At 45.3% G+C, this 24,299-nt stretch carries 21 protein-coding genes and 1 riboswitch; all 21 genes read left to right on the forward strand.

The window, feature by feature from the left end; translation table 11 throughout:
- Window positions 1-114 precede the first annotated feature (114 nt).
- A riboswitch (TPP riboswitch) is annotated at window positions 115-223 on the forward strand.
- 326 nt (window positions 224-549) lie between these two features.
- The 21 genes from thiS to WMO75_RS12025 all read left to right on the forward strand — a co-directional run bounded on the left by thiS (window position 550) and on the right by WMO75_RS12025 (window position 23,691).
- On the forward strand, window positions 550-1,521 hold the full coding sequence (thiS, locus tag WMO75_RS11925; protein ID WP_022213400.1) for a sulfur carrier protein ThiS: 972 nt from the start codon (window positions 550-552) through the stop codon (window positions 1,519-1,521).
- Between the two features lie 20 nt (window positions 1,522-1,541).
- Entirely contained in the window at window positions 1,542-2,780 is a 1,239-nt protein-coding gene (thiH, locus tag WMO75_RS11930; protein ID WP_118699415.1) for a 2-iminoacetate synthase ThiH, read from the forward strand.
- The gene (locus WMO75_RS11935) at window positions 2,761-3,348 is read left to right on the forward strand and encodes a thiamine phosphate synthase (RefSeq protein WP_022213398.1); all 588 of its coding nucleotides are present in this window, start codon (window positions 2,761-2,763) and stop codon (window positions 3,346-3,348) included. The genes thiH and WMO75_RS11935 overlap by 20 nt, the downstream gene beginning before the upstream one ends.
- Before the next feature lie 114 nt (window positions 3,349-3,462).
- Window positions 3,463-4,047: a M48 family metallopeptidase gene (locus WMO75_RS11940; protein WP_330417631.1), complete on the forward strand. Its 585-nt coding sequence runs from the start codon at window positions 3,463-3,465 to the stop codon at window positions 4,045-4,047.
- Between the two features lie 26 nt (window positions 4,048-4,073).
- Window positions 4,074-4,352 carry a DUF1294 domain-containing protein gene (locus WMO75_RS11945; protein WP_319638501.1) on the forward strand — a complete coding sequence of 93 codons (279 nt, stop codon included), beginning with the start codon at window positions 4,074-4,076 and terminating at the stop codon, window positions 4,350-4,352.
- Window positions 4,353-4,385: 33 nt separating this feature from the next.
- Window positions 4,386-4,994, forward strand: coding sequence for a GDSL-type esterase/lipase family protein (locus WMO75_RS11950; protein ID WP_349078089.1), 609 nt, complete (start codon window positions 4,386-4,388; stop codon window positions 4,992-4,994).
- Window positions 4,982-5,929 carry a GTP-binding protein gene (locus tag WMO75_RS11955; RefSeq protein WP_022214422.1) on the forward strand — a complete coding sequence of 316 codons (948 nt, stop codon included), beginning with the start codon at window positions 4,982-4,984 and terminating at the stop codon, window positions 5,927-5,929. Before WMO75_RS11950 ends, WMO75_RS11955 begins: the two co-directional genes overlap by 13 nt.
- Before the next feature lie 76 nt (window positions 5,930-6,005).
- Entirely contained in the window at window positions 6,006-6,821 is an 816-nt protein-coding gene (locus tag WMO75_RS11960; protein WP_349078090.1) for a Cof-type HAD-IIB family hydrolase, read from the forward strand.
- Between the two features lie 365 nt (window positions 6,822-7,186).
- Window positions 7,187-8,284, forward strand: a complete 1,098-nt coding sequence (rfbG, locus tag WMO75_RS11965) for a CDP-glucose 4,6-dehydratase (protein WP_118252194.1) — start codon at window positions 7,187-7,189, stop codon at window positions 8,282-8,284.
- A 139-nt stretch (window positions 8,285-8,423) separates the two neighbouring features.
- The gene (locus tag WMO75_RS11970; RefSeq protein WP_349078091.1) at window positions 8,424-10,400 is read left to right on the forward strand and encodes a hypothetical protein; all 1,977 of its coding nucleotides are present in this window, start codon (window positions 8,424-8,426) and stop codon (window positions 10,398-10,400) included.
- 14 nt (window positions 10,401-10,414) lie between these two features.
- Window positions 10,415-11,752 (forward strand): lipopolysaccharide biosynthesis protein RfbH, encoded by a 1,338-nt coding sequence (rfbH, locus tag WMO75_RS11975; protein ID WP_118699420.1) that lies wholly within the window; start codon window positions 10,415-10,417, stop codon window positions 11,750-11,752.
- A gap of 12 nt (window positions 11,753-11,764) precedes the next feature.
- Window positions 11,765-13,093 (forward strand): phenylacetate--CoA ligase family protein, encoded by a 1,329-nt coding sequence (locus WMO75_RS11980; protein ID WP_349078092.1) that lies wholly within the window; start codon window positions 11,765-11,767, stop codon window positions 13,091-13,093.
- Window positions 13,094-13,112: 19 nt separating this feature from the next.
- A complete protein-coding gene (locus tag WMO75_RS11985; protein ID WP_118252192.1) occupies window positions 13,113-14,333 on the forward strand; it encodes a lipopolysaccharide biosynthesis protein in 1,221 nt (406 codons plus the stop codon).
- A complete protein-coding gene (locus tag WMO75_RS11990) occupies window positions 14,320-15,636 on the forward strand; it encodes a phenylacetate--CoA ligase family protein (protein ID WP_022214429.1) in 1,317 nt (438 codons plus the stop codon). Before WMO75_RS11985 ends, WMO75_RS11990 begins: the two co-directional genes overlap by 14 nt.
- Before the next feature lie 5 nt (window positions 15,637-15,641).
- Entirely contained in the window at window positions 15,642-17,489 is a 1,848-nt protein-coding gene (locus WMO75_RS11995; RefSeq protein WP_349078093.1) for a thiamine pyrophosphate-binding protein, read from the forward strand.
- A 28-nt stretch (window positions 17,490-17,517) separates the two neighbouring features.
- Window positions 17,518-18,444 carry an NAD-dependent epimerase/dehydratase family protein gene (locus tag WMO75_RS12000; protein WP_349078094.1) on the forward strand — a complete coding sequence of 309 codons (927 nt, stop codon included), beginning with the start codon at window positions 17,518-17,520 and terminating at the stop codon, window positions 18,442-18,444.
- A gap of 6 nt (window positions 18,445-18,450) precedes the next feature.
- Window positions 18,451-19,428 (forward strand): glycosyltransferase family 2 protein, encoded by a 978-nt coding sequence (locus tag WMO75_RS12005; RefSeq protein WP_299319350.1) that lies wholly within the window; start codon window positions 18,451-18,453, stop codon window positions 19,426-19,428.
- The gene (locus WMO75_RS12010) at window positions 19,425-21,269 is read left to right on the forward strand and encodes a glycosyltransferase 87 family protein (RefSeq protein WP_022214433.1); all 1,845 of its coding nucleotides are present in this window, start codon (window positions 19,425-19,427) and stop codon (window positions 21,267-21,269) included. Before WMO75_RS12005 ends, WMO75_RS12010 begins: the two co-directional genes overlap by 4 nt.
- 145 nt (window positions 21,270-21,414) lie before the next feature.
- Complete coding sequence (hpf, locus tag WMO75_RS12015) at window positions 21,415-21,942, forward strand: ribosome hibernation-promoting factor, HPF/YfiA family (RefSeq protein WP_022214434.1); 528 nt, start codon at window positions 21,415-21,417, stop codon at window positions 21,940-21,942.
- Window positions 21,943-22,040: 98 nt separating this feature from the next.
- Window positions 22,041-23,252: a GNAT family N-acetyltransferase gene (locus WMO75_RS12020; RefSeq protein ID WP_349078095.1), complete on the forward strand. Its 1,212-nt coding sequence runs from the start codon at window positions 22,041-22,043 to the stop codon at window positions 23,250-23,252.
- 4 nt (window positions 23,253-23,256) lie between these two features.
- The gene (locus WMO75_RS12025) at window positions 23,257-23,691 is read left to right on the forward strand and encodes a hypothetical protein (RefSeq protein WP_296054336.1); all 435 of its coding nucleotides are present in this window, start codon (window positions 23,257-23,259) and stop codon (window positions 23,689-23,691) included.
- Window positions 23,692-24,299 lie beyond the last annotated feature (608 nt).

Below are 24,299 nucleotides of genomic sequence, written 5' to 3' on the forward strand. Positions count from 1 at the left end.
TTATAGTTACTGTTCACAGGTAATATCCCGCGAGGTGTTTTGTCATACTGTACAAAGCTAATGTGTAAAAATCAAGACTTGACAGAATTGTGATTAAAGCATATACTAAACTTTGTAAATAAGCAGGGGAGCTTGTACTGGCAGGCTGAGAGGAAGTAATTAACTTCGACCCTTATACCTGATTTGGATAATGCCAACGTAGGAATGTGAACGTATGTGGATATTACGGGAGATGCCTTGTGGCGTCTCCTTTTTTGTATTACATATCGAGAGAACACCAGTGGCGCGTCTGCTGATTCGTTTCATATCTGAACAGGAACACAATTTCATAGCGATACAAATGAGAGTGAACAGAGTTCATGAAGGGGTGCACCACCGCGGGTGTATTCTTTTGTGAACTCTTTTTTGAAGCCGCCAAACATGAGGAAGTAGCGATTTACGAAGTAAATCTGCGGATTCCGAATGGTTGTAGAATTATGAAGCTGCGAAGCAGCGTAATAATTCGTATGTATCGTTATTACTAATGTATCACAACACAGGAGGACAAATATGATCACAGTAAACGGAGTAGAAAAAACACTTGAGAAACCATTATCAGTCACAGAATATCTGGAGACGAACAAGTACGTACCGGTTCAGGTAGCAATTGAATTAAACGACAAAATACTTGCAAGAGAATTATATGGAACAACCATTTTGAAGGAGGGTGATGTTATGGAAATCGTAAGTTTTATGGGCGGCGGAAGCGGCAAAAATGAGGATAAACTGGTTCTTGGAGGACACGAATTTACCTCACGTTTCATTCTTGGTTCCGGTAAATTTTCACTGGATCTGGTAAAAGCCTGCATTGAAAAAGCAGAGGCACAGATCATCACACTTGCACTGCGCCGTGCAAACGAAGGCGGACTTGCGAATATCCTGGATTATATTCCAGATAATGTTACACTTCTTCCAAACACTTCCGGCGCGAGAAATGCCGAAGAAGCAGTCCGTATCGCAAGACTTTCCCGTGAACTTGGCTGTGGAGATTTCGTAAAGATTGAAGTCATCCATGATTCCAAATATCTTCTTCCGGACAACTATGAAACCATTAAAGCGACAGAAATCCTTGCAAAAGAAGGCTTCGTAGTTATGCCATATATGTACCCGGATCTGAACGCAGCAAGAGATCTGGTAAACGCCGGAGCTGCCTGCGTTATGCCTCTTGGCTCTCCGATCGGTTCCAACAAAGGCATCTGTACCAAAGAATTTATCCAGATCCTGATCGATGAAATTGACCTTCCGATCATCGTAGATGCAGGAATCGGCAGACCTTCCCAGGCATGTGAAGCAATGGAAATGGGAGCTTCCGCGGTCATGGCAAATACTGCAATCGCAACAGCAGGAGATGTAGAGGCAATGGCAGAAGCATTCAAAAAAGCAATCGAAGCAGGCCGCAGCGCATATCTTTCCGGACTGGGACGTACTCTGGAAAAAGGTGCCAGCGCGTCATCACCACTGACAGGATTTCTGCATGACTAAGGAACGGAGGACAGAATAAAATGGCAGAGAATACAGCAGCAAATCATGGAGAACATTTCAATGAAAGCATCGTCAATGAAGTGATCCTTGAGGATATGAAAAAGAACCGTATCGATCATATGAAGTATCTTCCGGGCATGGAAACAATGGAAGAATCAGATGTTATGGAAAAGGTCATTACCGCAATGAATGCCTACGATTATGACCAGTATACAGAGAAAGATGTCCGCAGGGCACTGGAACATGACAACCGCACGATCGAAGATTTTCAGGCACTTCTTTCCCCGGCAGCACTTCCTCTTCTGGAGGAGATCGCACAGGCGGCGAGAGTAGAGACAAGGAAACATTTTGGCAATAGTGTATATATGTTTACACCAATTTACATCGCGAATTACTGTGAAAACTATTGCATCTACTGTGGCTTCAACTGTCACAACAAGATTCGCAGGGCCCAGTTAAATGCAGAAGAGATCGAAAAAGAAATGGAAGCGATCTCCAAAACAGGATTGCAGGAAATCCTGATCCTGACAGGTGAGAGCAGAGCGAAATCTGATGTGAAATACATTGGGGAAGCATGTAAGATCGCACGAAAATATTTTAAGGTCATCGGTCTGGAAGTTTATCCGATGAACTCTGACGAGTATCATTATCTGCATGAATGCGGTGCGGATTATGTAACAGTTTTCCAGGAAACGTACAACTCAGACAAGTATGAAACACTTCATCTTGCAGGTCACAAACGAATCTTCCCGTACCGCTTGAACGCACAGGAACGTGCGCTGAAAGGCGGCATGAGAGGTGTAGGATTTGCAGCACTTCTCGGTCTGGACGATTTCCGTAAGGATGCATTTGCGACAGGCTATCATGCATGGCTGCTCCAGAGAAAATACCCTCATGCAGAGATTGCTTTTTCCTGCCCGAGACTTCGTCCGATCATCAATAATGACAGGATCAACCCGATGGATGTACATGAACCACAGCTTCTCCAGGTTGTCTGTGCATACCGTCTGTTTATGCCATTCGCGAGCATTACTGTGTCCACAAGAGAGTGCGAGAGAGTAAGAGACAATCTGGTAAATATCGCTGCAACCAAGATCTCAGCAGGCGTCAGCACGGGAATCGGAAGCCACGTAGACGATATTGAAGACAAAGGAGATGACCAGTTTGAGATCTCAGACGGAAGGTCTGTAGATGAAGTATATCAGGCACTTTTGGATCACCAGCTCCAGCCGGTCATGAATGATTATGTCTATTTATAAAGAAGAATATAAAAATGTCATTGCAGTGACAAACCGCAAACTGAGCAGCAGACCGTTCCTGGAACAGATGGAACGTGTCTGTAAACTCCATCCCAGGGCTGTGATCCTCAGAGAAAAGGATCTTTCTGAGGAAGAATATGCAGAACTGGCAGTACAGATTCTGACATTATGTAAACAATATCAGGTTCCATGTATGCTTCATACATATCTGGAAACAGCGAGAAAATTGCAGCATCCATATATTCATCTGCCTCTGTTTCTTCTCAGAGAAAACAGCGAAAATCCAGGTGATTTTCTGGCAGTGGGATGTTCTGTACACTCTGTAGAGGAAGCAAAAGAAGCGCAGAAACTCGGAGCAACCTATCTGACAGCAGGGCATATCTACACTACCGACTGCAAGAAAGGCCTGCCGCCACGGGGATTAGACTTCCTGCGAGAAATCTGCAATGCCGTAACGATCCCGGTATATGCGATCGGCGGCATCCACGCAGGAACCAGACAGATACAGGAAGTAATGGACTGCGGTGCTTCCGGGGCATGTATCATGTCGGAGATGATGAGAATTTAACCAAATAAACTGCGGAGCAGTTATTTGGTTATGAGCAGGTAGCAAAGCGGATATTCGCAATCCGCGCCGCTGTTCTTTACGCAAAATAAGTTTCATGGTATCATTACGGTGAAAATGATGATACTGTGGAACTTTTTTTGTATTACGGAGGGTAAAACGATAGATACGATAACATATGAACTGATCCGTTCAGACCGTAAAACCATATCTTTGCAGGTAAAACCAGATGGCAGAGTGATCGTGCGTGCGCCGCAGCGACTGGCGAAATACAGGGTTGTCAGATTTGTAAAAGATCACGAAGACTGGATCCTGAAGCAGCAGAAAAAGCTTGAAGATTACCGGGAGACTCGTCATGTGATCACAGATGAAGAACGAAGAGACGGTGTTCAGAAAGCCCTTAAAATATTCCCGGAAAGAACGGCATATTTTGCGGCACGGATGGGAGTAAACTATGGCAGAATCACGATCCGAGAGCAGAAAACCCGGTGGGGAAGCTGCAGTTCGGCTGGAAATCTGAACTTTAACTGGAGACTGGTCCTGATGCCGCCGGAGATTCTGGATTATGTGGTGGTTCATGAACTGGCACACCGAAAAGAGATGAACCATTCTTCGAAGTTCTGGGCGATTGTGGAGCAGGAAATGCCGGATTATCAGGAGCGGAAGCAGCGACTGAAAGAACTGGGAGGACAGTTCATATAAAATAGTACAGGGAGGAAACGAAACATATGGATTTAATGAAATATTTCAGCTGGTATCTGATAACGATAAATATAGTGGCATTCATGATGTATGGAATTGACAAGGAAAAAGCCAAACGTGGGGCATGGAGAATCCCGGAAAGTACTCTGATCGGGGTTGCGCTTCTGGGTGGAAGTTTTGGTGCGTGGGCAGGAATGAAAACCTTTCATCATAAGACAAGAAAGAAGAAATTTTCTGTAGGAGTACCTCTGATCCTTGTTGTAGAATATGGACTGCTCGCATGGCTTATGGCAGGAGTTAAATGAACAGAAACTGTGGATAGAAACGGAGGAAAAACGATGGCAGGAACGATCATCTGTTATGGAGATTCCAATACATACGGCTATGATCCGTGTACATTGATGGGGGACCAGTATCCAGAACAAAACCGCTGGACAGGTATCCTGGAGAGCGAAACGAAGTGGAAGATCGAGAATCACGGCATCTGTGGAAGGTGTATTCCGCACACAGGAAGCCAGATCCGTTTTGCCTGCGAACAGTTAAAGGACTGGCAGGATAAGGATGCTCCCGTATGGATGTGGATCATGCTTGGAACGAACGATCTTCTGCAGGAACAGCAGTTTACAGCGAAAGATACGGCACAGAGAATGGAGACTTTTCTGAAAAAACTCATGGCAGAACCGGCGGTTTCCAGTGGAAAGATCACACTCTATTTGATTGCACCAGCCCGGATGGAATACGGTGCCTGGGTAGATGAAGAACGGCAGTATCAGGAATCAAGACAACTTGGCGAAGAATACAAGAAAGTCGCAGAACGCCTGGGAATCGGCTTTACGGACGCTGGTAAATGGGACATCCCAGTCGTATACGATGGAGTACATTTTTCAGAAAAAGGACATCATATATTTGCACAAAACATACAGGAGGAAATTACATGGTTAAAGTAGATCTGATCACAGGATTTCTCGGATCAGGAAAGACAACTTTCATAAAAAAATATGCCCGTTATCTGATGGATCAGGGTTACAATATCGGAATTCTGGAGAATGATTTCGGCGCGGTAAATGTAGATATGATGCTGCTTCGGGAGCTGGAAAGCGAACAGTGTGAGCTTGAAATGGTAGCCGGAGGATGCGACAAAGACTGCCACAGAAGACGTTTCAAGACCAAACTGATCGCGATGGGAATGTGCGGATATGACCGCGTTCTGATCGAGCCGTCAGGGATTTTTGATATGGATGAGTTTTTTGATGCACTGCACGAAGAACCGTTGGATCGCTGGTATCAGATCGGAAATGTGATCGCTGTTGTTGATGTGGGACTGGATAAAAAAATGTCAGAGGAGGCAGATTATATCCTGGCTTCCGAGGTCGCAGATGCAGGCTGTATTGTCCTCAGCAAGACACAGGAGGCTTCTGGAGAAACGATCCAGAACACGATCGATCACCTGAACCGCGCACTGGAAACGGTACACTGCAAGCGAAGACTGAAGGAAGATGAGATCATAAAAAAAGACTGGGAACAGTTTGAAAATGAAGATTTTGAGCGCATCATGAACAGCGGATACATTGCTGAAGATTACGAGAAAATGAACCTGGATGATGACGATGTTTTTCAGTCTAAGTATTTCATGGATCTGGAAATCTCAAAAGAAGATCTGCGCGAAGCAGCGCAGAAAATTATGGAAGATCCTGCCTGTGGCTCTGTTTTTCGTATCAAGGGATTTACACAGGAAACAGATGGATCGTGGACAGAATTGAATGCCACACATCACGAGATCACCCTGCGTCCGATCGAAGCTGGACAGAAAGTTATCATTGTGATCGGGGAACATCTGGAGGAAGAAGAAATCAGAAAATATCTGGAACCAGATAAAAAGTAACTCTTGCGAAGACGAAGGAAGATATTATATATTTGGATATAAAGGGCAAATGTATACAGATGGAGGAAGAGAAAAGATGGCAGTTGATACCAGGATTTTATTCACAGACCTGGATGGAACTTTGTTGAATGACAAGAAGGAGATCACCCCGGGAAACAGGGCAGCAGTGGACGAGGCACTGGCAAAAGGACACAAGATCGTTGTGACAACAGGACGTGCTCTTGCCAGCGGACTGCAGATTGCAGAACGCGTCGGACTGACAGGAGAGGGCTGTTATGTAATCGCTTTTAACGGCGGACAGATTTACGATCCTTACCACAGAGAAACAATTCATGGTGTAACTTTTTCACAGGATACAGCAGTTGAGATTTTTGAGAAAGCAGTAGAAAGAAATCTGTATATGCAGGCATATTCAGATGAAGCGATTCTGACGGTAGAGAACAATGAACTGCTTCAGCAATACGCGAAAGTACAGAACTTACCATATAAAATCGTAAAAAACGCAAAGGATGCAATCATTCAGGATCCATATAAACTTCTGGCAATTGACAATGACAGAAGCAAAAGTGAAGCATTCCAGAAAGAAGTTCTTTCTAAATATTCCGATACCGTGAGAAGCTTTTTCTCAAATGCAACTTATCTTGAGATCGTGCCAAAGGCTGTCTCCAAGGGGGAAGCAGTTCGCTGGATGTGCGATCATCTGGGAATCCCGATCGAGAATTCCGTATCTGCAGGAGATGCACAGAACGATATCGAAATGCTTCAGGCAGCCCATGTTGGCGCAGTAATGTGCAACGCATTTCCGGGAATCCAGAAATACGGCGATTATGTGACGGAGCACGACAACAATCACAACGGAGTTGCCGAGATCATCCGTAAATTTATTCTGTAAATAAGATTACCATAAATTTCACAAAGGTCTTCTGAACAGGAATGTTCCGGGGACCTTTTTAATATTTATCGTTACTGTGAACAGGAATTATTTATTCTCTAAAGGGATATATCGGAAATCCGGCAAAAACAAGTGACTTTACAAATGAATGCGAGTATAATAAAATTGTTTAATTACTGTTCACAGGTAATATTCCGCGAGGTGTTTTGCCATAAATATGGCAAAATCCCGAGACATACGGGGCAAAATGCTATCACCGAAGGTGATGTGGAATGCATTTTGACCAAGTTACTGTAAATGGAGTGAACAGTAACTTTATCTATGCCTGAATTGCAGGCATTATGCTTGAGCAAAAGGAGAAATAGATGAGTAATACATTTGATTTTAACTTTTATAAAGGAAAGAAAGTTCTTGTAACCGGACACACTGGTTTCAAGGGCTCCTGGCTCTGCCGTTGGCTTCTGAACCTGGGAGCAGAGGTTACAGGCTATGCGCTGGAATCACCGACAGAACCGGATCTGTTTCATCTTCTGGATATAGAATCCAGGATGCGTTCTGTCACAGGAGATATCCGCGACTTGGAGAAACTGCATCAGGTTTTTGCAGAGGCACAGCCGGAGATCGTACTGCATCTGGCGGCACAGCCGATCGTGAGAGAATCCTACAAAAATCCTGTTTATACGTATGAGACAAATGTCATGGGAACGGTCAACATTCTGGAAGCAGTGAGACAGTGCAGGAGCGTAAAATCTTTCCTGAACGTGACGACAGATAAGGTATACCGAAATAATGAATGGGAGTGGGGCTACCGCGAAACAGATGAACTGGACGGTTATGATCCGTATTCTAACAGCAAATCCTGCTCCGAACTGGTAACGCACAGCTATGAGAAATCTTTTCTCAATGAGCTCGGGATCGCAGTGTCCACAGCACGTGCCGGCAATGTGATCGGTGGTGGTGATTTTGCGGCAGATCGTATTGTTCCGGACTGCGTAAGAGCAGTTTCAAAGGGACGGAAGATTGCCGTTCGGAATCCACATTCCACCCGCCCATACCAGCATGTACTGGAGCCGCTGGGCGCATACCTGATGCTCGCCGGAAGCCAGTACGAAGATGCATCAAAAGCAGGAGCTTACAATGTAGGACCTGGCGATGACGACTGTATCACAACAGGCGAACTGGCAGATCTTTTCTGCGCATCCTGGGGTGACGAGGCTGCCTGGGAGAATCTCTATCAGGGAGGTCCTCACGAGGCGAACTTCCTGAAACTTGACTGTTCCAAAATCCGCAGTACCTTCGGATGGAAACCGCACTGGCAGGTAAAAGAAGCGATCGCCCATACCGTAGAATGGTATCAGGCATGGCTTGACGGAGCGGATATGGCTGCATTTACAGATCGTCAGATCAGGGAATATCTTGTGCCACTGTTCACAGATAATATCCCGCGAGGTGTTTTGCCATGAAGATGGCAAAATCCCGAGACATACGGGGCAAAATGCCATCACCGAAGGTGATTTGGAATGCATTTTGACCAAGTTACTGTGAACAGAGTGAACAGTAACATACCTGAAACAGAATGTATAGAAAAGGAAAAATAAATATATGAAAAAGAATCGGGAAATTGTCTGCGGACTGGCAGCGTGGCTTCTGACAGCATGCTTTTTTCTGGGGTGTTTTCTGATTCCGGGGCTTTCTGACCGGATCAGTGCACTTGGAAATAACAACATTCTTATCTATGGAATGACGCTGGTTTTGTTCTGCATCTTGTTCCTTGGTGTAATGGCACTGACCGGATGTTGGACAGATGGTCCGGGTCTGTTGGAAAGTACTGCATTTAAGAAAGCTTCGCTGGTGATCCTTCTGGCATCACAGCTTCCATTCTGGACCGTATGCGTGTCAAGAGAGACTGAACAGGTAGGAACAGTTTCTATGAAATATGGTTGGCACACACAGCCGCTTGCAGTGATGATCCTTCTGTTTCTGGCAGAGCTTGCAGTGTTTTTCTGGATGTACGAGAACCTTTCTCTTAAGGAGAAAAAAGGCGAATGGATCGTCTGGCTTACCTATGCGGCACTTGTGGTTCTGATTTTTTACTGCATGTATACGCCGAACATTTACGGAAGAGGCGAACAGGGTGATAATTATCATGCACATGCATATTTTAACTCTGTTTATAATGTATATCAGGGAATGCCGTATACACACAATGTGACAAGTATTTATGGCCATTACGGGCTGTTTTTCAAGATTCCGATGAAACTGGTTCATGGTGATTTCCGTGCATTTGTACTGATGATCGCAGGCATCGGAACACTGGCTTATATCTGTGCATTTCTGGTGCTGCAGATGCTTGTCAGAAGCAGAGTTCTGCGTATCCTTGCGGCACTTGCGTTGACATTTCCGGTGCTTGGAATGCGCGGTGGATACTACTGGCAGGTGTGGCCGCACAGAGTGATCTTTCCTATGCTGTTCCTTCTTTATGGAACAGTGATCCTTAAGAAAAAATGGAGTAATCTCTGGACTGCGGCAGGTGGATATCTGCTCTGTATGCTCGCAATCCTGTGGAATACAGAGACAGGACTTCTTCTCACAGTATCATGGGCAGGACTTTATATTTCAAGACTGCTTTCCAGAAAAAAATGGAAGATCCGGGAACTGTTTTTTTCTGTCGGAGCGCAATGTGCAGGCATGATCTTTGCTTTTGCGGGCGCTTATGGGATCGTAAATCTTTATAATCTTTCCAAACACAGTCCGATGAATTCGGTGAGAGACTTTTTGATTCCGCTGCTTTCTGACGGATACATGACAGATACACTTCATCTCGATCTGCCAACGTATCCAAGTGCATATATGGCAGTGATCACACTGTTTCTGACTGGCGTTGCAATGGGAATCGCAGGCTGGTTTGGAGACAAAGAAAAACGCCGCTGGGAGACAGATCTGGTCTTTCTTCTCAGTGTCGGTGCACTGGGATGCCTTGTTTATTATATGAACCGTCCATCCTACCATAACCTGGACTGTATCAGCCTTTCAGCCGTTCTTCTGGCGGCTTATCTTGCCCAGTACGGAATGGATTTTGTAAGAAAAAATGGCTGGGAAAATATCGCCCGCAGTACTTTTTATGAAGCTATGCGGGGCGGGATCGGACTTATCTGTGCGGCCTCTGTACTGGCAATGGGAACGGGAAATGTACTGCAGTTTTCACAGAACAGTCAGATCAAAGAAAACTTCCACAACACGGCAGAGTTTGAAGATTTTGCACAGCAGGTGGTAGCCGTTGTGCCTGCAAATACGCATGCATTCGGTCTGAATGTGGCAGAAGTCTACAGCATGCTCCACTGGAGCACACAGTGTTTTACCATGGACTTCAGCGACATGGCAGTTCGCCCGGATTCTCTGAAAGAACTGAAAGAACAGCTTGAAACAGAGGATGCACCGGCAGTTTTTACAAACAAATCTTCACTGGGAATCTGGCAGAGAAATGATCCGGAGACATACCAGTGGTTCTGCGATACTTATAAATTAAACAACAGATTTTCCTTTTATAATGAGGAATTCAGATACTTTACAAAACGATGATAAGGGAGAAAATTATGTTTGAAGAAATGACAGAACAGCAGGCGAGAGAAGAGATCCTCAAGCTGACAAAAGAATACTGCGAAAAATACCATAATAACAAAAAACCATACGAAAAGGGCGACCGTATTCCATATGCGTCCCGTGTTTATGATTCAGAAGAAATGGTAAATCTTGTGGACAGTTCTCTGGAATTCTGGCTGACAGCCGGACGTTACACCAGTGAATTTGAACACGAATTTGCGAAATACCTGGGAGTAAGATACTGTTCCCTTGTAAATTCCGGTTCTTCTGCGAACCTGCTCGCATTTATGACACTGACTTCCCCGCTTCTTAAGGAACGTCAGATCCTTCCGGGAGACGAAGTCATCACCGTCGCAGCAGGATTCCCGACAACAGTAGCACCGATCATCCAGTACGGAGCTGTTCCTGTTTTTGTTGATGTGGCGATCCCGCAGTACAACATCGATCCGCAGCTTCTGGAGGGTGCATATTCTTCAAAGACCAAGGCAGTCATGCTTGCACATACTCTTGGAAATCCATTTGACCTTAAGGCAGTCAAAGACTTCTGCGACCGTCACAACCTCTGGCTGATCGAGGACAACTGTGACGCACTGGGCTCTGTTTATACTATCAACGGAGAGGAGAAACTGACCGGAACGATCGGTGATATCGGAACTTCCAGTTTCTATCCGCCGCATCATATGACGATGGGCGAAGGCGGTGCTGTCTATACCAATAATTCTCTTCTGAATAAGATCGCAAGATCCTTAAGAGACTGGGGAAGAGACTGCATCTGTGCACCGGGACAGGACAATCTGTGTGGACATCGTTTTGACCGTCAGTATGGAGAACTTCCGGTAGGATATGATCACAAATATGTATATTCTCATTTCGGATACAACCTTAAGGCGACCGATATGCAGGCTGCTGTAGGCTGCGCGCAGCTTAAGAAATTCCCGTCTTTCGTAGAACGAAGAATCCATAACTTCAACTACCTGAAAGAAGCACTCAAAGGAACCGAGGATAAACTGATTCTTCCGACAGCGTGTGAAAACTCCAGACCGAGCTGGTTTGGTTTCCTCATCACCTGCAGGGAAGGCGTGGACAGAAATAAACTGGTTCAGGAGATTGAATCCAAAGGTGTTCAGACGCGTATGCTGTTTGCCGGAAACCTGACAAAACATCCGTGCTTTGACCAGATGCGTGCTACTGGTAAGGGATATCGTATTGCCGGAAGCCTTGAAAATACAGACCGCATCATGAAAGATACTTTCTGGATCGGCGTTTATCCGGGAATGACAGATGAGATGCTTTCTGCAATGGCAGATGCGATCAAAGAAGCTCTGAACTGAGGAGAATAAAATATGATTTTAGATGAAAGACTTCGCTGGATGGGCTTCTGGATGCTGGATAAGACAAAGGGTGGCAAGATCCGGGAATATTATGACCAGATCCGTTACGCCTGGAAGGAAGGCAGTTCTGTTGAAGAAACAGAAAAAAGGATTCAGGATCTGATCTCCCATGCGGTAAAAACAACTGATTTTTACAAAGATTATCCGGAGGATATTTCACTGAAAGATCTTCCGGTGGTAAACAAAGATACGTTCCGTCAGCAGTATGACTGTTTTGTATCTTCTACGTACAAGGATGCAACGGATAACCGTGTGATGTGCACCAGCGGTTCCACGGGAACTCCGCTCCGCATGATCCAGAACAGAGACAAGATCCGCCATAACACAGCAGGCGGCATTTTCCTGGGAGCCGCGGCTGGTTACTACATCGGAATGAAGGAAGCTTTTATCCGCGTCTGGGTAAATAATGTCAAAAAGAGTAAATTTCAGCTTATCCAGGAAAATATGATCATGATGGACAGTTCCCGCATGGATGAACAGGCACTGGCAGAGATGTTCCATACGATCGAGAAGAAAAAAGTAAAATGCCTGGTCGGTTATTCTTCTGCGCTGGGAGAACTGAGCGACTATATCCGCAGATCCGGCAGAGACTGCAGCAATTGCAGCGTCCGGGCGATCATTCCGATCTCTGAGACAATGCCGGAACCGGTCCGCAGAACTCTGGAAAAACAGTTCGGCTGCCCGGTAAGAGCCTGGTATTCCAACGAAGAAAACGGAATCATGGGACTTCAGAATGAGAAAGATGAGGGATACCGTATTGATACAGAAACCTATTATTACGAGATCCTCAAGATGGATTCTGATGAGCCTGCGGAACCGGGAGAGCTGGGACGTATCGTGATCACGGATCTTTTTAATTATGCATTTCCGATCCTCCGTTATGACAATGGAGATACTGCGGTGGCAGTCCGCAAGGAAAAGAATGGTCGCTTCAAGCTTTATCTGTCCGAGCTTTACGGACGCAGAAGTGATCTGATCTACGACTGCAAAGGCAATGCCGTGACACCTTACATCATCACAAACAATCTCTGGGATATCGAAGGCGTGAAGCAGTATCGTTTCATCCAGGAAGATGTGAAGGATTATACGATCTGGTTGAACGGAGATCCGGCAAAGATGGATCAGGAAGAGATCCTTGGCAGGATCCGCCCATACCTTGGCGATGAAGCAAGGATCAAAGTAGAGATCGTAGATGAGATTCCGGTGCTCGCCTCCGGAAAGCGTAAATACATAGAAAACCGTTGTGAGAAATATCAGGATCACAAGGGAATCTGTGGCTGACAGAGGGGCAGGAATAAGATTGGAAAAAAAGGAACAGAAAAAAAGTATTGCAGTAAACACCCTGTACACCATGGGTGGACTGATCTTTATGAATGCGGTGCTGCAGATCGTGATCACACCGCTCTTGAACAGAGTGATGGGCGCGGAACAGCTCGGCGGACTTCTTTATATCACAGGTCTTATCGCGATCGTGTGTCCGTCTGTCGGTCAGGCACTGAACACCAGCCGCCTTGTAGTACGCAGGAATTATGCGGTAACGAACGGCGATTATGACTGGATCCTTCTTGTGTTCGGCGCGATCGGCAGCGGCGTGGCACTCTGGATGTCGAGGAACAGTCTGGAAAGCATTCCTATGGCAATCGGTGCTTTTCTGCTGTTTATGTTTACTGTATTCCGGTATTATGGAGATGTGGAATATCGTCTTAACCTGAATTATAAGAGATATTTTATTTATTATCTGCTGATCGGGCTCGGATATCTTGCGGGTTTTGGCGTTTATTACGTGACTGGTCAGTGGGTATGGATCTATCTGATCGGAGAGGGCGCGGCTCTTCTGTTTGTAGGACTGACGGGAAGTGTTTTTCATCAGTTCTTTCAGAGAAGCCAGTATTTTTCGACAGCACTGGGAAGAGGTTTTTTCCTTACAATGTCTTATCTGATCACAAATACGACCATGAATATGGACCGCCTTGTGATCAAACAGGTGCTTGGAAATGAGCAGGTCACCTGGTATTATGTTGTGTCTCTGATCGGAAAGACGTTGGTGCTTCTGATCGCACCGATCAATACGATCGTGATCTCCTATCTGACGAAACGCAAAGAACTGCTGACACGTTCACAGTTTGGAAAGGCAGTTCTTGCGGGCGGCGGTGTGAGCCTTGTGTTCTTTCTTGCATGTCAGGTGGGAACGCCGCTGTTTGTATGGCTTTTCTACAGAAACCTCTATGATTCTGTCAAAGGGCTTGTCACAGTGGTAAATCTCGCGCAGATCCTTGGGCTATTTTCCGCATTTCTGTTTATTCTGGTACTTACATTTACAGATGAAAAATGGCAGCTGTGGATCCAGCTTGCACATTTTGCGGTTCTGCTGGTGACTTCTGTGCTGGCAGCAAGAGCATATGGTATGATTGGTTTTGCCTGGGCGTCCCTTGGGGCGAACAGCCTCAGAGTGGCAGCAGTCATCATTCTGGGACTGGTAAAGGCAGGAAAAGATAAAGGAGGCAGCAATGCAGACAGGTGAAGTTCTGAGAAGAGTGGTATTTGATCTTCTCGACGCTGCAAAAGGCGGCAGGCTCAAAAAATTAAAAGAAGTAAACAAACGAGAGATCGTTGAGGGTGTGACAGAGGAATATATGGATCGCAGGATCCATGTTCTTCTGGATTATGTCAAAGAACACTCTCCTTATTATAAAGATCATCCGGAATGGACAGAACTTAAGGATTTTCCGGTAATGACCAAAGGTGATTTTATAGAAAATTATGACCAGGTCCTTGTGGACAACAGCGAGGAACAGGGAAAGCTGTACCGTCTGAGTACAAGTGGTTCTACAGGAACACCGTTTACGGTACTCTGCGATGGCGACAAGATGAGCCGTGTAAATATGAACTTTATCTCCTGTATGGAACTGAACGGTTTCCGTATGGGAATGAAGCGCGGCGAGTTCCGTGCGTGGATAAAGGGAAAAAATACGATCAGTAAGTGGAAATCTTTCAAAAATAATCTGATCATGGTGGATATCTCCAACATGGGAGACGATTCTCTGGAAAAAATCTGCCAGGATATCGAGAAAAAGAAGATCCAGGTACTGGTCACATATTCCAGTGCACTGACAGCACTGACACAGTATCTCAGAAAAACGCACAGAGACATCAGTAAATGGGATGTGGAGCTGGTTTTCTCTATGGGAGAGGCGCTTCCACAGGAAACTTATGACCTGACAAAAGAGCTGTTTGGATTTTCTCCGGTGCGTTCTTATGGAAATAATGAGAATGGTTTTATTGCGATCCAGCTGGATGAGGATCCGGAATATACCATTGATCTTTACAATTTTTATCCGGAGATCCTGAAACTGGATTCTGATGAACCGGCAGAAGAAGGGGAACTTGGAAGAATCGTTGTCACAGACTATTATAACAAGACTTTCCCGATGGTCCGCTATGATACCGGTGATACGGGAATCATGAGAATGTATAAGGATCCTAAGGGCAGGGTGCATGGTAAATATGTAGAGATCTACGGCAGAAGAGGTTCTCTGATGTACAACACCAAGGGCGAACCGCTTTCTATCCATGTATTTATGAATACACTTCTGAAATTTGAGGGTATTGTTTACCAGGCAAAATGCATCCAGTGGGGCGAGAAGGATTATGAGCTTCTTGTGAATGCGGATCAGGAAAAACTTGATATCGATGAAGTTCTGGCAGCATACCGCCATTATCTCGGGGAAGATGCAGAGATCAAAGTTACTTATGTCGATGAGATCCCGATCCAGGCATCCGGTAAATTTATGGTATGTGAAAACAAATGGGATGGAAGGAAGTAGGCAGAATGAAGCAGAAAGTATCTGATTATATAGCTGATCGTATTGCACAGTGGGGCATCCGGGATGTGTTTACCGTGACTGGCGGCGGTGCGATGCATATGAACGATTCTTTTGGACATCATCCGAAGTTGCACTGCACTTATCAGCATCATGAGCAGGCGTGTGCGATGGCAGCAGAAGCGTATGCGAGGATGGATAACCGTATGGCAGCTGTCTGCGTGACGACAGGACCTGGCGCGACAAATGCGATCACAGGTGTCTTGGGTGCCTGGATGGACTCTATTCCGATGCTTGTTTTTTCCGGGCAGGCGAGATATGCCACGACAGTTCCGGCGAGCGGACTTCCGCTTCGCAGCATGGGCGTTCAGGAGTGTAATATTGTTCCTGTAGTCGCTTCTATCACCAAATATGCACATATGGTCATTCATCCGGAAGACATCCGTTATCATCTGGAAAAAGCACTCTACATGGCAGCAACAGGAAGACCAGGACCAGTCTGGCTGGATCTTCCACTGGATGTGCAGGGCGCGATCATAGAGACAGAGAGTCTCCGAGCTTATGATCCTGCAGAAAATCCGGAACAGAGACCACAGGAGATCCAGCAGGAAACAATAGAGAAGATCCTTGATAAAATAGAGGAAAGCCACCGCCCGGTATTATCACCGGGAAATGGTGTACGTCTTGCAGGCGCGATCGAGGAGTTCCATGAACTGGTCGATGTACTTGGTGTGCCGGTCGTGACCGGAATGAGCAGTGTGGATGCGCTGGAATCCGATCATCCGTACTTCGTGGGAAGAAGCGGCGGAACAGGAACGCGCCCGGGAAATTTTGCCCTGCAGAACAGTGATGTGCTGCTTTCCATTGGAAACCGTCAGGGATTTGCACAGACTGGTTTCCAGTATCAGGACTGGGCGAGAGAAAGCTATACGATCCTCAATGATATTGATGAAAATGAATTAAAGAAACCGAACCTTCATGTCAGCCTTCCGGTTGTCGGAGATGCAGGTGAACTGATCCGTGGACTTCTCGCTGAGGCGAAGAAGCGCGGTGCAGATAAAGAATACCCGTTGTTTAAGGGAGAAGACTGGAGAAAACAGTGTCTCCTCTGGAAAAAAAAGTATCCGGTTGTGACTGAGAAGCATTATGAAACACTGGAAGAAGGATGCACAAATATCTATGCTTTTTACGGAGAGCTCTCCAAAGCCATGAAGGAAAACGAAACTCTCATGGTCAGCGTGGGAACTTCCCGAGTGGCAGGAAGTCAGGCGTTCCAGGTCAAAAAAGGACAGCGCTTTATCACAAATCCAAACACAGCTTCGATGGGATTCTGCCTTCCGGCGGCAACAGGAATTGCAGTCGCACAGCCAGGCAAAGCTGTTGTCTGTGTGACAGGTGAGGGCAGTCTGCAGATGAATATTCAGGAGATGCAGACGATCCTTCAGAACCGTTTGCCGGTGAAACTGTTTGTGATCAACAACCAGGGTTATCATTCCATCCGTCAGACACAGCAGAGCTATTTCAAGCCGCCGCTGGTCGGTGTGGGTGAGGAGAGCGGAGACTTGAGTTTTCCGGATCTTTCCAGGATCATGCCTGCTTATGGATTTCCGTATAGAGCAGTTCATGCATCCGAAGATCTTGAAGCAGCGATCAGTGAGGCATTGGATGCAGAGGGAGCTTTTGTCTGCGAGGTTTTTGTGACGAAATATCAGAAGACGGAACCAAAGACTTCTGCGAAGAAACTTCCGGATGGAAGTATGGTGTCCGCGCCGCTTGAAGATATGTATCCGTTCCTTGACAGGGAAGAGCTGGAATCCAACATGTTCATTCCTCTTCCGGAAAAGATGAGACAGTAAGGATATCCGGCGGTATATGGAGAAAATTATGAAAAAAATCATTGTGACAGGAGCCACCAGCATGATCGGTACGGCTCTGATCGAAGAATGTGTAAAACAGAACGTAGAGGTCTATGCAGTCATAAGGTCTTCTTCCGGGAAGCAGAGCCGTCTGCCGGACAGCAGTCTGATACATCTGATAGACTGTAGTTTGGAAACTCTGGATCACCTTCCAGAGCTGATCCCGGCGGGCTGCGATACCTTTTACCATATTGCCTGGGGAAATACGGGTGAGAATCGAAACAGAAGTACAGAACTGCAGAGCAGAAATATCAGCTATACATTGGATGCGGTGAGAGCGGCAAATGCACTTGGCTGTAAACGTTTTATTGGGGCTGGTTCTCAGGCGGAATATGGACCAATGAACATTGACAAGATTTCACCGGACAGTCCGACAAATCCTTCGACACCTTATGGAGCGAGCAAGTTGGCATCCGGTCATCTGGCGGGGATGCTCTGCCGGGAGCTTGGCATGGAATGTATCTGGCCGAGGATTTTCAGTGTTTACGGAATTTATGAGAAAGAAACAACGATGATCGCTTCCGGGCTCCGCAAGATGCTTCGAGGCGAACCGACAGAGTTCACTCCGGCAATGCAGCGCTGGGACTATCTTTACAGCAAAGATGCGGGACGAGCTTATTATCTGATCGGTGAGAAAGGCAGAGACGGTGCTGTATATTGTATCGGAAGCGGCGAAGCTCATCCACTCAAAGAATATATCCTCAAAATGGCAGAACTCACCGGGGCAGAGGAAACAGGAATCGGTGCAAGACCATATCCACAGGGTGCGGTTATGAATCTCTGTGCGGATACGGAATCTCTGCAGCGTGACACCGGGTTTGTGCCGGAATATACATTTGAAGAGGGAATCAGAGAAACAATCGCCTGGATCAGAAGCCAGGAAACAGGAGTATAGATAAGAATGAAGAAAAAAATTTCGGTGGTAATTCCCACCTACAATGAAGAGGCGAATGTAGTGCCTCTTGCAAAAGCGGTGTCGGAAGTCATGGAACGCGATCTCAGGGAATACGATTATGAGATCCTGTTTATCGACAACCATTCCAAGGATAACACCCAGGCACTGCTTCGTGGACTGTGTGCCAATAATAAAAAGATCAAAGCAATCTTCAACGCCAAGAATTTCGGACAGGCACGTTCTCCGGTCTATGGAATGAAACAGGCGTATGGAGACTGTGTTGTGCGTATGTGTGCAGATTTCCAGGATCCGGTAGATATGATCCCGAAATTTGTGCGTGAATGGGAACAGGGAACAAAGATCGTCATCGGTGTCAAAAGTGCCAGCAAGGAGCGCAAGGGCATGTACTGGATCCGTTCCTGCTATTACAAGGTGATCAACAAGATCACGGATATCGATCATATCGAGCAGTTTACCGGTTTCGGACTTTACGATAAAAAGTTTGTAGATGTGGTTCGTGACCTTCATGATCCACTGCCATATTTACGTGGGATCATTGCGGAGCTTGGCTTTGATTACAAGGCGATCGAGTATACACAGCCGAAACGCCGTGCCGGAAAGAGTAAAAATAATTTTTACAGTCTGTACGATTATGCGATGATCGGAATTACTTCTTATTCCAAAGTTGTTATGCGACTGGCGACATTTGCAGGATTTATCATCGGCGGTTTAAGCCTGGTTGCAGCACTTGTCTATCTGGTGTTGAAACTGATGTACTGGGATCGTTTTTCTGCCGGTGTTGCTCCTATGGTCATCGGTATGTTCTTTCTTGGAGCACTGCAGCTGTTCTTTATTGGATTCCTTGGTGAGTATGTACTGAGTATCAACAGCCGTGTGCTTGACCGACCGCTTGTCGTGGAAGAAGAACGCTTGAATTTTGACGAAGATGAAGAGGATGAGGTAGAGGAGCGCAAAAAGGTATGAAAGAAAAAGCAGCAAAAAAACAGAGTTTTCTGAACCGCAAAAGAGCAGAGTGGAAAGAAATGAAGCTCTGGAACGGCAATGAACTGTGCAAAGTGGACTGGATCGTGTCTATCCTGATCCTGACAGTGCTCTTTTTTACCTGTGTGCATTCAGATGTGAAGCTTACAGGAAACAGATCTTTCCTGATGTATAAACATTTTTCTGATTTTTATCAGGCAAGTTATGAGCAGTCCGGCGGCTACTGGGCAAATTATCTGCCGAGTACGTTTATCGCCTATGCAATCTGGAACCTGCCGCTTTATCTGACAGGGCATGCGCCGGAGGCGATTCTGACAAATAGTTTTGTCAATCTGATGTGGTACAAACTTCTGCCGGTGATCGTCTATTTTATCACCGCACAGCTTATTTATCATATCGGTAAAGAAATGGGATTCGGGGAGAAAAAATCTCTCCTCTGTAAATTTGCATTTCTGGTATTTCCGATGGGGGTGTTCAGCCAGTTTATCTTCAGCCAGTATGATATTTTTACTGTATTTTTTATGGTGCTGGGGCTGTACTTTTTCCTGAAGAACAGGATGTGGCAGTTTGCGCTGGCATTTGGAATGGCTTGTACTTTCAAATATCATGCAGCATTGTATTTCCTTACATTACTTTTATTAAAGGAGAAAAAGATCCGAAATCTGATCCGTTATGCGGTCATCATGGCGATTCCGCTTATGGTGGAGATCCTGCCGAACATCGGATCAGAAGCATTCCGCAGAAATGTGTTTGGCTTCAGTGCCCTTGAATATGTCAAAAAGCCGTTTACAGTGGGATTTTTCAGTGGGATCAATCTGATGGCAGCAGTTGCCGCCTTTGTACTGGTCTGGGCTTATCAGAAAAAAGTGGAGGAAGAAGAAACTCTGGCTTCCTGGGCAGTCTTTTTCTGTGTGGCAGTGAGCTTTTCTGTGTTTGGATTTTCGACATGGAATCCGCAGTGGGTGCTTTTGATGGCTCCGTTCCTCGTACTGAATATCTTTATGAATGAGAATGGAAATCTGCTTCTGATGATCACAAACATCTTTATGCTGGCGATGTATATTTTCTGCAGCCAGAGTATGGTAGATGAGAGAGTTCTGAATGGCGGAATCCTGAAATATATTCTTAAGGACAGGAACTTTGCCGTGCGTATGTGGGATGTTTACAGATTTCATGACCAGGAACTTCTCTGTACAGCGATGTGGATCGTGCTTTTGCTTTATGTTGTCTTTGGACATCCGCGTTATCATAAGAAGAAAGGCAGTATCATTTCCAGAGGTCTGGTATGGCAGATCCGCGCGGCGTTTCTCTTTGGCGTAGCGGCGTTTGTGCTTCCGATGTCTGTCTGTGCGATGGGCGTTCTGCAGGGCAAAACAGTCTTCTTTGACAACAGCCGCCAGAATATGGAGATGGAAAACGTCGTGATGCTGGAGCGGGATCATCCGATCATTCAGGAGTTCACCGTTTCCGGAAATAAAATCTCTGACATCAAGATCCGTGTATATACAGAGACAGACCTTGACCTTTACAGCCTCAAAGTCGTGCTCCGTGACAAAGAGTCCGGGGAAGTGGTCTATGAGAGTGAAGGGGATACTTACGGTCTCAAAGAAAACACTGCGCTGTATTCTTTCCTGAAACATTCTGTAGATGTGGAAAGTGGAAGAACTTATCAGCTTGAGATCACCAGTGATGCACCACAGAACAGCGGAATTGGTCTGTATTGTGTAGAGGCAGGCAAGGCTTTGGCACAGCTTGTGGAACCACGGAGTGAGGAACATGAAGAAAAACGCAGTCTTCAAATGTGTATCACAGGTGTGGAATAGAAAATACCGAAAAAATTTATCAGATTTTTTATAAAAATTTTGTAAAGTTGTGTTAAAATTCGAATGAATGTGTTATAATGGTCACATAGACAACCAGAAGGTTGAATATATATCATCCAAAATAAACAGCAAAGGGGATGGGACTATGAAATTTATTATTAGTGGAAAGAACATCACAGTATCCCAAGGACTCAGAACAGCCGTTGAGGACAAGCTCGGCAAACTGGAGCGTTATTTTACTCCTGACACAGAAGTTATCGTAACTTTAAGTGTTGAGAAAGAAAGACAGAAAATTGAGGTTACAATCCCGGTAAAAGGAAATATTATCAGATCCGAACAGGTAAGCAACGATATGTACGTATCCATTGACCTGGTAGAAGAAGTTATCGAGCGTCAGCTTCGTAAATACAAAAATAAAATCGTAGACAAACAGCAGGCTGCAGCAAACTTCCAGAAGGAATACATTGACAAGGATTACGAGGAAGAGGATGAGGTTAAGATCATCCGTACCAAGAAATTCGGCATCAAGCCAATGTATCCGGAGGATGCATGTGTACAGATGGAACTTCTGGGACACAACTTCTTTGTATTCTACAATGCAGAGACAGATCAGGTGAATGTGGTTTACAAACGTAAAGGCAATACTTACGGTTTGATCGAGCCTGAGTTTTAAGTTTGATCGAGGTTAGTGCACTTCGTAAACATTAAGTAAACGTAGTCCCATCTCTCTTATGAGGGATGGGACTTATTGGTGAAAAAGGGAAAGGAATCATGAATAACAAGAAAAACCTGAAAATGAAACCCGTAGGCAGCGAATATATGGAACAGTACAATGCCCTTCTCCGCTATGTGTTCCAGGTTACGGAACAGGAGCTGAGTTCCATCGGATGGCAGGAACGTGAGATCATCCGCGCCAAATTTCCAACCATGGAAAAGGCAGATGTGATCGGATGGTTTGATGACGATAATCTTGTTTCACAGGTGGCAGTTTATCCTATGCAGACACGTATCTTTGGCAGGACTTACGCCATGGGCGGTCTGACCGGAGTAGGAACTTATCCGGAATACTCCAACATGGGACTGATGCACAAACTTCTTGAGCAGGCACTCAAGAACATGAAGGAGCGAGGACAGGACATCTGTTATCTGTATCCATATTCCATTCCATATTACCGCCGCAAGGGATGGGAGATCATCTCAGACAAAATCTCCTACGAGATCAAAGACTATCAGCTTCCGAAGAACCATCAGGTCCCGGGTGATGTACGCCGTGTCGATACCGAGGGCGAAGAACTGAAGGAAGCCTATAACCGTTATGCCATGCGGACACATGGAGCAATCCTCCGTGATGATCTGGCGTGGAATGAATATTGGCTGTGGGACTCCGACGATATCATGGCGGCCGTTTATTATAATGAGAACAATGAACCGGACGGATATGTGATCTACTGGATCGCGAAGGAAGTTTTTCATATTAAAGACATGATCTTTAATAATGAAGAGGCAAGAACCGGATTATGGAACTTCGTGGCGGCACATTTTTCCATGATTAATCAGGTGGAGGGCGATACTTACACGGATGAACCTCTGGCATTTCTTCTGGAAGATGCAAGCATCAAGGAAGTGATCTCGCCATACTATATGGGAAGAATCGTGGATTTTGTGTCCTTCATCGAGAAGTATCCGTTCAAGCCAAGCGTCCTCGACCGTGAATGGAAATTTAAACTGATCGACCCGGTCATGGAGTGCAACCAGGGAAATTTCTGTCTGACCATCTCCAGAGAAGGCAAAGGCCAGGCAGTCCGCACTATGGAACCCTGCCAGGACGAGATCAGCATTCAAACCATGGCTACCATGCTGATGGGCTACAAACGCCCCGAATACCTCGCAAGGATCGGCAGGATCAAAGCTGCCGAGTGGACCATCGACATGCTCGAAGACGCGATCGAGCAGCAGACACCGTACATATCGGATTATTTTTAAGAATATGAAAGAAAATAATTATATTTCTGTTTTGGACGGGCTTTTGAGAGCGAAAATATATCTGTGGATGATTGGTGTTCTTTTCTATGTAAAGTCAATTTATGTAGTGGAGTTTTTTCTGCTGGCTGGAATATTCTTGATGGGAGTCAGCATATTGTGCGCTTCTGCTATAAACAGAAAAAACTGGATAACTTCCTGGATGATCAGTTTTTGTGCCTGCTTTATTTATCTTATCTGCTATATCCTGGCAGGTTATGCAGGTTTGGTCATACCGATGGGAGAAATATTGGAAGCAGATCCAAATCCGGCAAATGGAATTCTTTTGATGTTATATACTGCGGTGTTTTGGGGAGTGGCAGTAGTGACTCGCGTCATATCAGGTATTTTTTATTCAGTTCTGAATAGATTTGGTTCTTCCAAAATGAACACATACTTATGAGAAAAAAGAAGGTACTGTAAAGTCATCAAATATGATGATTCTGCAGTACCTTCTTTTATACAAAATTGTGAATTTGTTTAATTATAAAGGCTTTAAGGTACTGTTCAGAGGTAATGGTGTGGTCGCTTTCCTGGTGTGTCCTCCACCTGACCGCGCAAAGTAAGTGATTGTGTGCGAGGGAAAGCTGGCTGGATGATTAGGCAGGAAGCAAGCGAGTTGAAGGTTCATGGAAATCGGGAGGCAGAATGACCTTACGGAAAGTAAATCGCCTAAAGGCCCACAAAATTTAGAGGTCTGAATGACTTGACAGGAAGTAAGTTATTTAAAGGTCTACAGAAATCGGAGAGGAAAATGACTGGGAGATGAGTAAGTGATCAGGAAGTCAACAGAAGTTAGGAGTTTTGGATGACTACGTTAAAAGAAAGTAGCAACAGAGTACATAAATTCGAAAAAAATGGATGGTTAGAATTGTACTTGCCTACAAGCAAGTCAATAAATTAACCTATTGTGCTACTTCAAATAAATTATATGAAAACCTGTAAATGCGCAAAGAATCCCTGTAATTATTGGAAAACTAAAATTTTTAGAATATCAATTCCTTGATTTTT

It is taken from the genome of Blautia intestinihominis (assembly GCF_040096655.1).
Classification (GTDB): domain Bacteria; phylum Bacillota; class Clostridia; order Lachnospirales; family Lachnospiraceae; genus Blautia_A; species Blautia_A intestinihominis.

Excerpts from the sequence above, each read along its gene's own strand:
- WMO75_RS11980 (WP_349078092.1), top strand. The coding sequence starts at position 11,765 with ATGATTTTAGATGAAAGACTTCGCTGGATGGGCTTCTGGATGCTGGAT.
- WMO75_RS11970 (WP_349078091.1), top strand. The coding sequence starts at position 8,424 with ATGAAAAAGAATCGGGAAATTGTCTGCGGACTGGCAGCGTGGCTTCTG.
- WMO75_RS11995 (WP_349078093.1), top strand. The coding sequence starts at position 15,642 with ATGAAGCAGAAAGTATCTGATTATATAGCTGATCGTATTGCACAGTGG.
- WMO75_RS11940 (WP_330417631.1), top strand. The coding sequence starts at position 3,463 with ATGATGATACTGTGGAACTTTTTTTGTATTACGGAGGGTAAAACGATA.
- WMO75_RS12010 (WP_022214433.1), top strand. The coding sequence starts at position 19,425 with ATGAAAGAAAAAGCAGCAAAAAAACAGAGTTTTCTGAACCGCAAAAGA.
- WMO75_RS11990 (WP_022214429.1), top strand. The coding sequence starts at position 14,320 with ATGCAGACAGGTGAAGTTCTGAGAAGAGTGGTATTTGATCTTCTCGAC.
- WMO75_RS12000 (WP_349078094.1), top strand. The coding sequence starts at position 17,518 with ATGAAAAAAATCATTGTGACAGGAGCCACCAGCATGATCGGTACGGCT.
- thiS (WP_022213400.1), top strand. The coding sequence starts at position 550 with ATGATCACAGTAAACGGAGTAGAAAAAACACTTGAGAAACCATTATCA.
- WMO75_RS12005 (WP_299319350.1), top strand. The coding sequence starts at position 18,451 with ATGAAGAAAAAAATTTCGGTGGTAATTCCCACCTACAATGAAGAGGCG.
- rfbH (WP_118699420.1), top strand. The coding sequence starts at position 10,415 with ATGTTTGAAGAAATGACAGAACAGCAGGCGAGAGAAGAGATCCTCAAG.
- thiH (WP_118699415.1), top strand. The coding sequence starts at position 1,542 with ATGGCAGAGAATACAGCAGCAAATCATGGAGAACATTTCAATGAAAGC.
- WMO75_RS11935 (WP_022213398.1), top strand. The coding sequence starts at position 2,761 with ATGATTATGTCTATTTATAAAGAAGAATATAAAAATGTCATTGCAGTG.
- WMO75_RS12025 (WP_296054336.1), top strand. The coding sequence starts at position 23,257 with ATGAAAGAAAATAATTATATTTCTGTTTTGGACGGGCTTTTGAGAGCG.
- rfbG (WP_118252194.1), top strand. The coding sequence starts at position 7,187 with ATGAGTAATACATTTGATTTTAACTTTTATAAAGGAAAGAAAGTTCTT.
- WMO75_RS11945 (WP_319638501.1), top strand. The coding sequence starts at position 4,074 with ATGGATTTAATGAAATATTTCAGCTGGTATCTGATAACGATAAATATA.
- hpf (WP_022214434.1), top strand. The coding sequence starts at position 21,415 with ATGAAATTTATTATTAGTGGAAAGAACATCACAGTATCCCAAGGACTC.
- WMO75_RS11960 (WP_349078090.1), top strand. The coding sequence starts at position 6,006 with ATGGCAGTTGATACCAGGATTTTATTCACAGACCTGGATGGAACTTTG.
- WMO75_RS11950 (WP_349078089.1), top strand. The coding sequence starts at position 4,386 with ATGGCAGGAACGATCATCTGTTATGGAGATTCCAATACATACGGCTAT.
- WMO75_RS11955 (WP_022214422.1), top strand. The coding sequence starts at position 4,982 with ATGGTTAAAGTAGATCTGATCACAGGATTTCTCGGATCAGGAAAGACA.
- WMO75_RS12020 (WP_349078095.1), top strand. The coding sequence starts at position 22,041 with ATGAATAACAAGAAAAACCTGAAAATGAAACCCGTAGGCAGCGAATAT.